Below are 12,199 nucleotides of genomic sequence, written 5' to 3' on the forward strand. Positions count from 1 at the left end.
GCCCTACTGACCTTGGCTAGGTCAAGACCTAACTGTATCTCTACTTATGGTTATATTATATCACTTAAGAATGTTATTGCGGGATAAATCCCGCTGTCTTTACGACTTGCTCGGTTTCATCCCTCGGATAAATCACGAGGGCTTTCACCATCGCTTATGACGTAAAGGAGTCGATAAACCATTAATCCTGAATTTTTGCCAAAATACGAAAGGCAAACATGGTAAATCAGTATAAATAGGTACAAGCATGGCATCCATTCGTGAGCTGCACCAACAAATTATCGACAAAGAACGCACAAGTGTTGAAATCACGCAAGACGCCCTCGACCGAATTCAGGCGCTAGAACCCAAAGTCCATAGCTTTTTGCATATTACTGCAGACCATGCCCTAGAACAGGCACGTCAAGTGGATGCCAAAATCGCGGCTGGGGAAGAGATTGGCATGTTGGCTGGGATTCCAATTGGCATCAAGGATAATATGTGTACCCAGGGTATTCCCACCACCTGCGCCTCTCGGATTCTGGAAAACTTTGTCCCGCCTTATGAGTCTACAGTGACTCAAAAACTTAAGGATGCGGGTGCTGTCATGGTTGGCAAAACCAACTTGGATGAATTTGCCATGGGGAGTTCCTGCGAAACCTCTAGCTATCAACAGACGGCGAATCCATGGGACTTATCCCGCGTTCCGGGGGGTTCCTCTGGGGGTTCGGCTACCGCTGTTGCGGCTAGCGAATGTGTGGTTGCTCTCGGTTCGGATACAGGGGGTTCAATTCGCTTACCGGCGTCATTCTGTGGGATTGTCGGGATGAAACCCACTTACGGCTTAGTGTCTCGTTATGGTTTAGTCGCTTATGCGTCGTCGTTGGATCAAATTGGTCCGTTTGGACGAACAGTAGAAGATGCGGCTATTTTACTTAATGCGATCGCAGGCTATGATCCGAATGACTCAACCAGTCTCAAGCTGGAGATTCCTGACTATACCACATCCCTGCAACCTGATTTAAAATCCATTGGTCTCAAAATTGGCATTATTAAAGAAACCTTTGGTGAAGGCTTAGAGCCCATCATTGCCAAAGCTGTTCAAAACGCCATTGAACAGCTCAAAAGCCTAGGCGCTGAAGTACAAGAAATTTCTTGTCCCCGATTTCGCTATGGGTTACCCGCTTACTATATTATTGCTCCCAGCGAAGCCTCAGCCAACCTCGCTCGCTACGATGGCGTCAAGTATGGATTTCGCACGCCGGAAGCAGAAAATCTCCTGGAAATGTACAAAAAAACTCGTGCAGCCGGGTTTGGGGCGGAAGTCAAGCGCCGGATTATGTTGGGTACTTATGCTCTATCCGCCGGCTATTATGACGCTTATTACCTAAAAGCACAAAAAGTTCGCACTCTAATAAAGCAAGACTTCGAGCAGGCGTTTGAAAAGGTTGATGTTTTAGTTTGTCCCACCGCCCCCACTACTGCATTTAAAGCGGGAGAAAAAACCTCAGATCCTTTAACTATGTACTTATCTGACTTAATGACAATTCCCGTTAATTTAGCCGGATTACCAGGAATGAGTATTCCCTGTGGATATGATGACCAAGGATTACCTATTGGTTTGCAGCTAATTGGGAAAGTTTTGGGCGAACAACAGTTATTTCAAGTCGCCTATGCTTACGAACAGTCTACGGATTGGCATCTCAAGCAACCACCACTTAAATAGAGCAGGGGGAGCTGGTAGAGACGTAAGGCGTGGAACTATGGCGAGCAGGGGGAGACGATTTTTCGGGGCGGGTTTGAACGATAACATTATCGAGAAAACCGATAACTTGACTCGCGCCCGCCCTGCTGGGAAAACGAGAGTCAAAAATAGCATCAAGCAGTCGTTTAATTGCCCGGGGAGAATGTTACGGGAATGAAGAATTATAGTTTCTTTCTGGGAAAGAGGTTACTAATCCTAGGGGGAATTGTAGCCATCGTTTATCTATTAGCCTGCATCTCTATCCGGTTAGGGCAAAATCGGCTAATTTTTGTTCCCTCTAAAACTATTAAAACCACACCAGGCGACTTGGGATTGAGTTATCAGGAGGTGTGGATACCTGTTTCTCCTGGAAAGCAAGAACGTCTCCATGGGTGGTGGATTCCCGCCACCTCCCCCCCAATCGGGGTGCTGCTTTATTTACATGGGAATGGGGAGAATATCGGCGCGAATGTCGAACAGGCTATGGAATTTCACCAATTGGGTTTGGATGTCTTGTTATTTGACTACCGAGGCTATGGTGAAAGTGACGGGAAGTTTCCCACTGAAACCCAAGTTTACCAAGATGCTCAAGTGGCGTGGGATTATCTGGTGCAGCAACAGGGTATTCCTCCCCAGGATATTTTCGTATATGGTCAATCTTTAGGGGGCGCGATCGCAATCGATTTAGCGGTGAGAAATCCCAACATCCGGGGTTTAATTGTGGAAAGTACATTTACCTCAATGCGGGATATGGTCGATCATCAGAGAATCTATGGTTTATTTCCGGCTGATTTGCTGCTGACGCAAAAGTTTAACTCGAAAAGCAAAGTTAGCTCTCTCAAAATGCCAGTTCTTTTGATTCACGGTACGAGTGACCCCGTTGTACCTGCTTACATGAGCCGAGTTTTATTTGATACCATAACGGGTTCCAAACAACTCTTCCTTGTTCCTGATGCGGATCATTATAATGTGGCTCCTGTAGCTGGGAAAGAATATCAGCAGAGAATTCGAGAGTTTTTTCAACTCAAACCTACTTCTGAACCACATCTTGAGTAGTTATTTTGTCAAAATAACCACTAATCTCGCCTACCCCTCTGATTATTGTCCTCTGAGTTTAAGGCAAAGCAGGGTTAGCTGACAAAAACTAATCTTCTCTATTAAATCTACTGGGAAGATATGAGTACTGCTCAGTTTATTTAAGATAAGAACTAGCCCATGCATAACGATCTGGGTCTTTTGTGAGGAGATACTCTGCTACCTCTCGGCGTTTATCTTTGTCTTTCGTCATTCTGACAATGCGTTCGATTTCATCATCTGTGTCAACAGCCCCCCGTTCTGCTGCCATTTCAAACCATTCATCTCCATCTGAGTACTCGCTTCGGTCATAACAAATTGCTCCCATTAAGGTATAAGGTTGATGACTTTCAGGCTGAGATTCTATTGCTTGGGTTGCACAGTCTTCTGCTTCATCTAATCGTCTACGATCCCGGAATGCTGCACCTCTTGTAACAAGTAGGGCTGATTTAAGATCCGATTCTCGCACCTTAGTCCAGTTTATTTGATCGGTAACTTTTAATGCTTTGTCAGGTTCATTCGCTTTACGCCAATTACTACTGGCACTAGGTAGATTCCAGCAATTGCCAGTTCTTTTATACTCCTTTTCATAAAATATTGCCTCTAACCTGTAGTGTGCGATCGCTATCTTTCCAGACCGGGATAGTTGATTTTCTTCTATTAACTGAACAACTTGTTTGGGATTTAGCCGTTCTTCACGTTCGAGCTTGAGCATAATCTCATAAAACGGATTTATGGGTAATCGAGGGTCAATGATTTGATATTTATTCTTTAAGTATTTAAAGTGAAGCTTTTGAGCAATTTCGGCTGTTTCAGGGAGTTCTTCTTTGAGCAACCAATTAATATCCTGTTCGGATATCTTAAATTGAGGATTGTCAAGTAATATTTGTATATCTCTCGATAGATTAGAAAGCTTGAGTTGATTGAATTCAAGGTTTCTCAGGATAGTATATAAATGGCTAGAAGGTTCTGCATCGGGATACTGTGTAGCTTGATACTTCTCTTTGAGTTGAGCAAATATTTTTCTGTCCTTCCGTTGTTGATCGATAGTGACTAGCCCATGTAAGTTTTGTTGCTCAAGCCATTCACATTCGCTATTACTCAAGTCCTCATTTCCATCTAGCTTCTTGAGAATAGAAAATAGAGGACTAGAAATAGAATAATCTGGATAATCGGCAACTTGATATTTAGATTTAAGTTCCCAAAATTCCAGTTCAGCTTTTCTCTGCTCCTCTTGTTGCCAATAGATTCCACTTAAGTGAATAGAAGTCATGGGTTTATACCGCCGATTTAACCGTAAAATCTATCCCACAATTTTAGCTAGCTGTGTTACACCAGTAGGCTAAGATCAGAGGAACTCCTACTATACGGAATGACTGACATGAAAACCGCAGCGCGTGTTATTCATAGCGACCCTGACATCCTGGGAGGAACCCCTGTTTTTGTTGGAACTCGTGTACCTTTTGAAACGTTGCTCGATTATCTCGAAGCTGGCGAGCGACTCGACGAATTCTTAGATCATTTTCCCAGTGTTCGGCGTGAGCAAGCGATCGCAGCCCTTGAATTGGCTAAGGAAATGCTGACAGCTTATGCGAATCCTGCTTGATGAGTGCGCCCCCCGACCTTTGAAGCGGGAACTTGCTGATTACGAGATACGCACAGTTGTCGAGATGGGATGGTCAGTAAAAAAGAACGGTGAGTTGCTGCGGCTCATGAGTCAGGAGGGCTTCACGGTTCTACTGACTACAGATCAAAATTTGCGTTATCAGCAAAACTTGCAGCAAGCTGGAGTAGCCGTTATTGTTCTTGTGGCATCTAGCAACAGGCTCCCTGATTTAATTCCTTTGATGCCAGATGTTCGTGACGTGCTGAATACAATTGCTCCGGGGGACGTGACTGAAGTTGCAAGTTCTTGAAAGTTGGTAGGAGTCAATTATCGGTAAAGCTAGGTATTATGGCTACAGCGGCAACCCCTTGAACTCAATAATTACCAATCGTCTCAGCCTGATTGTGCCGATAGTGACCAATACTTCTCTTCCGCAGTAGTTAAGATTAAGAGTGGAAACAGTTCCAACCCTGGTAGGGTAATGCCGTTGTTGCTATACCTTAGTCGTTTAGTCTCCCAGCTTACAACTCGTTAGGACTCTGCCAAGGTCGCTCTTACATCATGTTCGTCGAGTTTATTTAGATAATTATGACGACTGTCACTCAATCTCCCTACACCGAAGACCAAATTTCGGCTTGGCTGCGCGGGTTGTGTACCGTGGCTTGGGCTGATGGTCACTTTGATCCCGAAGAAAAAGAGATCGTTTCTCAACTGACTCATGAACTCCTGGAGGTGGATAAAGACCCACAGTCGGTTGAACAAACTATTTCTGCTGAAGAACTGGCTGCGGTGTTAGGTCATGACTTGCATACCGCCGAGAATTTTATCAGAACGGCTGTCATGGTGGCGATGGCAGATGGTATCTACTCAGCTACGGAAGACAATGTTCTGCAAGAGTTCTGCGAAGCGCTAGGACTGCAAATCGAGGCACTGAATGCCCTGCGACATACCCTTTACGATGGTGAGGGTATGGATACCACGGATGTTGCCCACCAAGATGCCCAGCAACCGGGAACATCTCCCCATCCCCATTCGGATATTCTCCACCCTTTACGCAGATGGCTGGATGGGATGGAAGTTCATGACCCACGAGTTGCCCGATTCGTGTGTAATATTATTCCCTCTCAATGTCCGTTTGAACGGGATGTCAACCTATTCGGCCGCAAAGTCGCCCACATTCCGGCAATGTGTAAGCTCAATCCACTCTATGATCAGTTAGTCGGTTTGCGCTTCCGGGCATTATCCTATCTGGCAGATGAACGGGGCGAAGATGTCTCGAAATATTTTTAGTGTAGAGATGTGCCATTATTCGTCTGTCGGGGCGGGTTTCACTACTATCATTTCTTCCCTCACCCAGATGTAAATAAACCCGCCCCGACTAGATTAAACGTAAGACGTCTTTGACAGATGACGAATGACCAAGGACAAATGACATCAACAAATGACAAATAATGCAATTTATTGATCAAGCGGAAATTGAAGTAGAAGCTGGAAAGGGCGGCGATGGTATTGTCGCCTTCCGGCGGGAGAAGTATGTACCTGCGGGGGGACCTGCGGGTGGGAATGGGGGACGAGGGGGAGATGTGATTTTGGTGGCGGCTGAACACCTGCAAACCTTGCTGGATTTCAAATATGCCCATCGCTTCCAAGCCGACAATGGTGGACGTGGGGGACCGAATAATCGGACGGGTGCTAATGGGCGCGATCGCACGATTCAAGTTCCCTGCGGTACAGTTATCTATGATGCGGATACCCAGGAAGTTCTAGGGGATTTAGTTCAACCAGGACAAATCTTTTGCGTTGCCAAGGGGGGTAAGGGAGGATTAGGGAACAAGCATTTTTTGAGCAATCGCAATCGCGCTCCTGATTATGCCTTACCCGGACTTCCTGGAGAGTATCGCCGCTTGCGTTTGGAGTTAAAATTACTGGCAGAAGTGGGAATTATTGGTTTACCCAATGCAGGTAAGTCTACCCTAATTGCTGCCCTTTCTGCGGCACGCCCCAAGATTGCCGATTATCCATTTACGACGTTAGTGCCGAATTTGGGTGTGGTTCGTAAACCTACGGGTGATGGTACAGTGTTTGCCGATATTCCTGGATTAATAGAAGGGGCGCATCTGGGAACCGGGTTAGGGCATGACTTTCTCCGCCATATCGAACGCACGCGCTTATTACTGCACCTGATTGACGCTACGGCTGATGATCCGATTGGCGATTATCAAACCATTCAAGCGGAGTTACAGGCTTATGGACGGGGATTGTCACAACGTCCCCAAATTCTGGCATTCAATAAGATAGATGCTGTTGATTCAGAGACGGTAGAACTGCTGGCGACTGAACTCAATCACTTAACCCATGTACCCGTGTTCCAAATTTCCGCCGTGACTCAGATGGGGTTAGAGTCGCTATTGCAAACCGTTTGGCAGTCTTTGGATATGTTAAAAGATGTAGAGGTGGAAACGGTGACCCAGTTTTGATACGTCCAGAAGGAGCGGGCAAATTACTTGAATAGTGGGCAGTGTAGGGGGTTGTGGGCAAGGGGATGTAATGGGTTCAAATAGCTCAAATCCCCGTAAAAAAACCAAGACGAGTTGTCTTGTTAGGAATTCCGTAAAATTATACCTCTTATCAGTGTAATTGTCAAATAAGTAATTATAATTATTCTAAAAACGAAAATTCAAGCCCAAAATTCCGGAATGGGGTGATGAAAGGATGAAGGTAATATTACACCTTTATCCAAGGTACTGATATTCCGTCTCTGTTGAGCAATGTTTACACCTCTTTACATTCCATGACATAAATACTCCGGGTCTTCCGTAGTTAGTTTGCTAAATTGTTAGTTTGATTTTCCAGAATATTACACAGCAATAGCTTTAACCATTTTCATCCGGATTTCAAGAGAGTTTTGAGGCGGTTAAAAGCTACAGTTTTTGTTGGGTAATCTTCCTAGTTCATTAAGACTAATATTTTATCACACTAAGTCCGGAAGACTCAGAAAAAATTGGAATTTTGATTGCTAATATCGTCAATTTTTCTGGATTTACATCAGGGCTAGGCATCTCCACAACTCAGGTTTAATTTTTTGGGATATGCATTTCATCATGGCTCATTCAAAACTTATTGGCAAATTATCACTGACAACAGCTTTAGCTACGTTAATTGCCGTATTAAGCAGCCCAGCCGCCCAAGCTATTGTTCTTGATTTTAATGAACTTCCTAAAACTTTGGGATTGGGTGATTTCGATACAGTTAGGATTAAAAATGGCGTTTCTGACTTTGAATCTAAAGGCTTTTTATTCGATGCTTCTGATGAACCAAATCCACAAAATCGAATTCCTGGATTCACTCTCGTCAAGGATCGGTTTGAAGCTCATAATGGAACCCCTTATATTGTTATAGAAGATTATGTACCACGAAATGGATCAGTTATCTTAAATCCGGTAACAATATCTAAAAAAGACAAGACGGCTTTTTCACTACTAAGCCTAGACATTGCTAAATGGAGTACTAAAGATAACCAAGCTCAAGAGGTTGAAATAAAAGGATGTCTTTTTGGGAAGAATTGTGATGAAGAAGGCGGGTTTGTGTTTCACAAACTTGACCTGACTATAGAACCCGATGGCTCTGGTTCTAAAAATGATTTTCAAACCGTCGGCTCTGAAACATTTGATGAGGGTTGGAAAAATTTGATTAGCGTTACATTCAAAGGTTTTGGGGCAACAGATAATAGTTCAAAGAGTTTTGCACTTGACAATATTCAGATCAAAGATGCTGTTCAACATGAAGAAATTCCTGAAGGAAATTTTGTTTTAAGTTTATTAGCCTTTGGTTTTGTTGGAGTGGGTTCTCTGTTCCAGAGTAAACAATAAATAGAGGGTGGGTTATGGCATTTTATTGTTTTGTTAATCATAGATAATAAACTCTAAGTCTGACCCACCCTAGGGTGCATGTCAACGCAAGTAGGTTGGGTTGAGGTACGAAACCCAACGCTATCGTTAGCTGGAATATTTTGTGCTTTCCCTGACATGCTCCCCCCATCCTACTATCTATACTTAGTTCGTCTTCTTTTCCCAGTTAGATTGCTTGTATTATCCTCTCGGATTTCTTCCTTCCACGGCGATAAGAAAATTAAGAGTTAAGTAGGGCTGCATATTTTCATGAGCCTCACAGTTTTCCTCTGTTTCAGTGACCGCTGGTGCAATAGCATCTGGATGCATTTCGATATCAGCCTCACCATTACCATAAACCTCATATCTAGATAGCCCTAGTAGCTTTGATGAATCGGGCAAATTACAGTCAGATTCCGCGCTAGTCGCTTTTAACTTATGCTTATGGGGGGGAAGGTGTTTCTCTTCAAGTTGTACCTTTTCTTCCCCGCCTTTGTCACCTAGATTATAATAAGTAGTCTGACTATCAGTATCATCAGTATTATCAGTATCATTTGCCGGATTCTCCATGGGACAAGGACGCATGTGAATGGGAACACGACCTCTCAGATCTGGCACAGCAAAATAATTTTTATCTCCCAATCGCTTGCGACCATAAGTGTATTTTATAAGTTCAAATAAAACCGGATACGTTGTTGTTTCAAAGAAGTCTCCATCGCAGCGAACCCAACCTGGGGGTTGATCGGGAAAAGCAACCGCTATAATTTGACCTATAAAGGGTTCCGTCATAAGACAATCCTCAATTTCTACACTAGGTAAACATTCGATAAAACTACCAGACCCTACCATGAACACTGACGATAGCAAAGATGTTGAAATCACCATAACAGCTTGCCGTATTAAATTCTGTTGGTTGAGGCTTAATGATTTAGTAATTTAGCCTAACTTGACCCAAAACGTCAATAAACTTTCATCAATACTCTACAATGTATAATCTCCATCAAGACTGTCAGATTAATTTTATATATTTTTCTCTATTCAAAAAATAATCATAAAATAGCGTTAACAGGTGAAACTCCTGAAGAACACTGAATTTTGTAATTGAAACTCCTGAAGAACACTGAGTTCTGTAATGCCATTATTTACATACATTGAAGCTAAACAGTATAAGAGACCTGCTAAGCTGTTAATCTTGACAGAGAATAAGGTATGCTGTATTGGATAAGTCCGACTGATGGGAGGGCAGCTCATGAAACCTAACCTATTTTGTTTGCGTTGGTTGTTTGTCGGTGTTGTCCTCACTGGCGTAATGCCCTATCCAATTTTTCCCGAAACAGGAGGGTTTCTTCGTGGCGATCGCACTGTAGGATCAGGGAAAACTTGGCTAGCCTCAGTTCCCCCAGCTTATGCTGAATCCATTACCCCAGCCGCCGATGGTACTAACACCAGAGTCACCCCGGAGGGAAACCGCTTAGATATCCACGGTGGAACGTTTTCCGGAGATAGCGCGAATCTCTTCCATAGCTTTGAGAAATTTGGACTTTCCCAAGGTCAAATTGCCAACTTTATCTCCAATCCCCAAATTCTCAACATTCTAGGACGGGTTGTGGGTGGAGATACCTCTGTGATTAATGGTTTAATTCAGGTAACTGGGGGAAACTCTAATCTTTTCTTAATGAATCCGGCGGGGATCATTTTTGGTGCTGATGCTCAGCTAAATGTTCCGGCTGCTTTTACCGCAACCACGGCGACAGGGATTGGCTTTGGCGCTGAGAATTGGTTTAATGCGTTCGGTGAGAATAGTTATGAAAACTTAATCGGGACTCCCACAAGTTTGGCGTTTGACTTGGCTCAATCAGCGGCTATTAATAATGATGCCAATCTAGAGGTGAGAGAAGGTCATCACTTAATCTTAGCCGGTGGAAGTATTACCAACACAGGGCAACTGACAGCACCAGGAGGACGAGTTGCGATCGCGGCTGTACCAGGTGAGAATTTGCTCAAAATCAGTCAACCCGGAAGCCCCCTAAGCTTAGAGATTACACCTCCTCGCTCCGCCACTGGGGAGCCATTGCCAATTAATCCCCTAGATTTACCCGTTTTGCTGACAGGGAATAGCGGTCAAGTTTTAAACGTTGGGCAATTATCAACCACCCATACGAGTAAGGGTGGCACAATTGATGTTGTTGGCTCTAGGGTATATAACCTTGGTTCTATCAGGGCTGATGGGGCGAATGGGGGTAATATTCAGGTTCAGACTCATCATTTCCTGGACACAGGACAACTGAGTGCAACCGGGAATCAGGGCAATGGTGGACAAATTCAGGTTAATTCTACAGGCACGGTGATTCAAACCGCTAGCGCCACAACCCAGGCAAATGGTTCTCAACAGGGCGGTGTAATTGAATTTAAGGGTAGCGTCGATACAGTCTTAACCACTTCAGGAGACATTGAGGCGACAGGAGAGGTAGGAGGTAAAGTCCATCTGTTTGCTGAGACTGTCCAGTTATTGGCAGCTGATATTGATGTCAGTGGTAACAGTGGCGGCGGTGAGATTTTAGTCGGTGGTGATTTTCAGGGACAGACAGTAGACGCTATCAATGCCCAAACTACAATCATTAACCATAGCAGTATTCTAAACGCCAACGCCCTAACTATGGGAAATGGAGGACGGACGATTGTTTGGTCTGACCAACAGACACAATTTTCTGGGACGATTCAGGCGCGAGGTGGCGCGATTAGGGGTGGTGGCGGTTTTGTGGAAGTGTCGGGTAAAGACTTTCTCTTGATGACAGGTACTGTCGATGTGGGGGCTGTGAATGGATTAGCGGGGACGCTGTTACTTGATCCGAAACATATTGTTATTGATGATCAGGTAGGTGCTATTCCCCAATTTGACCTTGTTGATCCTAACGCTGGCAATGGTTCTGGATTTGGTGATGCCATTGCGCCATTGAGTACAGGAAATGTGGCAGTTGCTAAGCCAGGGGATAACTTTGGTGGGAATAATGCAGGTGCAGTTTATCTGTTTAATAGTTCCACTGGGGCGTTAATTAGTACACTGATAGGTCAAACCGATGACCAAGTGGGAAGTGGTGGTGTTACAGCATTAAAAGGAAATGGTAATTATGTGGTCAGTAGTCCTAACTGGGGTGAGAATCGGGGAGCCGTAACTTGGGCGAATGGTGAAACAGGAATTACTGATAATGTAAGTTCAAATAATAGCTTAGTTGGCAGTACTTCAGGCAATGAGCAATCAGGAGATTTGGTTGGTAAAGGTCACGAGCCAGGTCAAGGCGTGATTGCCCTAAGTAATGGTAATTATGTCGTAAACAGTCCTGATTGGAATGGTCAGTTAACAGATTTGGGAGCCGTAACTTGGGCGAATGGTGAGATAGGAATTACGGGTGTTGTGAGTTCAGATAATAGTTTAGTTGGTACTGACAATCTTGATCGGGTAGGTGACAGTGGCGTAACAGCGCTCAGCAATGGGAATTATGTAGTCAGTAGTCCATCATGGAGTGGCTTAACGAATCCCAATCAGAGAGGCGCTGTGACTTGGGGCGATGGCATGAATGGTACGATTGGAGACGTGAGCGAGGAAAACAGTTTGGTAGGCACACGCCAAGGAGATATGGTAGGTCTTGCTGGCGTAACTGCTCTAGAAAATGGGAATTATGTAATCAATAGTCCATTTTGGAATAATAGCCGGGGAGCCATTACCTGGCGTGATGGTACTATCCCCACGGGTAATGAACAGGTCATTTTAGCTAATAGTTTAGTTGGTCTAACAGAGAATGACCAAGTGGGTAGTGGTGGCGTAACTGCCCTCAACAATGGGAATTATGTAGTTAGTAGCCCCGACTGGAATAATCAGCGCGGAGCGGTTACTTGGCGTGATGGTACTAT

General features: G+C 44.3%; 10 protein-coding genes. 8 read left to right on the forward strand and 2 right to left on the reverse strand.

Features of this window, described 5'->3' with window-relative positions:
• Positions 1 to 247 precede the first annotated feature (247 nt).
• Both gatA and RIM23_RS14565 read left to right on the forward strand, forming a co-directional pair.
• On the forward strand, positions 248 to 1,705 hold the full coding sequence (gene gatA, locus RIM23_RS14560) for an Asp-tRNA(Asn)/Glu-tRNA(Gln) amidotransferase subunit GatA (RefSeq protein ID WP_446367946.1): 1,458 nt from the start codon (positions 248 to 250) through the stop codon (positions 1,703 to 1,705).
• A 192-nt stretch (positions 1,706 to 1,897) separates the two neighbouring features.
• A complete protein-coding gene (locus RIM23_RS14565) occupies positions 1,898 to 2,779 on the forward strand; it encodes an alpha/beta hydrolase (RefSeq protein ID WP_446367947.1) in 882 nt (293 codons plus the stop codon).
• Between the two features lie 136 nt (positions 2,780 to 2,915).
• On the opposite strand, the gene RIM23_RS14570 is transcribed toward RIM23_RS14565, so the two are convergent.
• Positions 2,916 to 4,070, reverse strand: coding sequence for a hypothetical protein (locus RIM23_RS14570; RefSeq protein WP_446367948.1), 1,155 nt, complete (start codon positions 4,068 to 4,070; stop codon positions 2,916 to 2,918).
• A gap of 108 nt (positions 4,071 to 4,178) precedes the next feature.
• Here RIM23_RS14570 and RIM23_RS14575 point away from each other — a divergent pair, with 108 nt between their 5' ends.
• From RIM23_RS14575 to RIM23_RS14595, 5 genes are all read left to right on the forward strand, one after another.
• Entirely contained in the window at positions 4,179 to 4,403 is a 225-nt protein-coding gene (locus RIM23_RS14575) for a DUF433 domain-containing protein (RefSeq protein ID WP_446335785.1), read from the forward strand.
• Positions 4,387 to 4,713, forward strand: coding sequence for a hypothetical protein (locus RIM23_RS14580; RefSeq protein WP_446367949.1), 327 nt, complete (start codon positions 4,387 to 4,389; stop codon positions 4,711 to 4,713). Before RIM23_RS14575 ends, RIM23_RS14580 begins: the two co-directional genes overlap by 17 nt.
• 278 nt (positions 4,714 to 4,991) lie before the next feature.
• On the forward strand, positions 4,992 to 5,693 hold the full coding sequence (locus RIM23_RS14585; protein WP_446367950.1) for a Mo-dependent nitrogenase C-terminal domain-containing protein: 702 nt from the start codon (positions 4,992 to 4,994) through the stop codon (positions 5,691 to 5,693).
• 161 nt (positions 5,694 to 5,854) lie between these two features.
• The gene (obgE, locus tag RIM23_RS14590; RefSeq protein ID WP_446367951.1) at positions 5,855 to 6,880 is read left to right on the forward strand and encodes a GTPase ObgE; all 1,026 of its coding nucleotides are present in this window, start codon (positions 5,855 to 5,857) and stop codon (positions 6,878 to 6,880) included.
• A gap of 624 nt (positions 6,881 to 7,504) precedes the next feature.
• The gene (locus RIM23_RS14595) at positions 7,505 to 8,272 is read left to right on the forward strand and encodes a hypothetical protein (protein WP_446367952.1); all 768 of its coding nucleotides are present in this window, start codon (positions 7,505 to 7,507) and stop codon (positions 8,270 to 8,272) included.
• A 219-nt stretch (positions 8,273 to 8,491) separates the two neighbouring features.
• Here RIM23_RS14595 and RIM23_RS14600 read toward each other — a convergent pair whose 3' ends face one another.
• Positions 8,492 to 9,079 carry a phage tail protein gene (locus tag RIM23_RS14600; RefSeq protein WP_446367953.1) on the reverse strand — a complete coding sequence of 196 codons (588 nt, stop codon included), beginning with the start codon at positions 9,077 to 9,079 and terminating at the stop codon, positions 8,492 to 8,494.
• A 460-nt stretch (positions 9,080 to 9,539) separates the two neighbouring features.
• Here RIM23_RS14600 and RIM23_RS14605 point away from each other — a divergent pair.
• Positions 9,540 to 12,199: two-partner secretion domain-containing protein (locus RIM23_RS14605; RefSeq protein WP_446367954.1), on the forward strand; the 2,660-nt coding region annotated here is incomplete at its 3' end.

This window comes from Coleofasciculus sp. G3-WIS-01 (assembly GCF_040223135.1).
GTDB lineage: Bacteria > Cyanobacteriota > Cyanobacteriia > Cyanobacteriales > Coleofasciculaceae > Coleofasciculus.

Coding starts and splice junctions, on each gene's coding strand:
- gatA (WP_446367946.1), top strand. CDS start 248: ATGGCATCCATTCGTGAGCTGCACCAACAAATTATCGACAAAGAACGC.
- RIM23_RS14565 (WP_446367947.1), top strand. CDS start 1,898: ATGAAGAATTATAGTTTCTTTCTGGGAAAGAGGTTACTAATCCTAGGG.
- RIM23_RS14570 (WP_446367948.1), bottom strand. CDS start 4,070: ATGACTTCTATTCACTTAAGTGGAATCTATTGGCAACAAGAGGAGCAG.
- RIM23_RS14575 (WP_446335785.1), top strand. CDS start 4,179: ATGAAAACCGCAGCGCGTGTTATTCATAGCGACCCTGACATCCTGGGA.
- RIM23_RS14580 (WP_446367949.1), top strand. CDS start 4,387: ATGCGAATCCTGCTTGATGAGTGCGCCCCCCGACCTTTGAAGCGGGAA.
- RIM23_RS14585 (WP_446367950.1), top strand. CDS start 4,992: ATGACGACTGTCACTCAATCTCCCTACACCGAAGACCAAATTTCGGCT.
- obgE (WP_446367951.1), top strand. CDS start 5,855: ATGCAATTTATTGATCAAGCGGAAATTGAAGTAGAAGCTGGAAAGGGC.
- RIM23_RS14595 (WP_446367952.1), top strand. CDS start 7,505: ATGGCTCATTCAAAACTTATTGGCAAATTATCACTGACAACAGCTTTA.
- RIM23_RS14600 (WP_446367953.1), bottom strand. CDS start 9,079: ATGACGGAACCCTTTATAGGTCAAATTATAGCGGTTGCTTTTCCCGAT.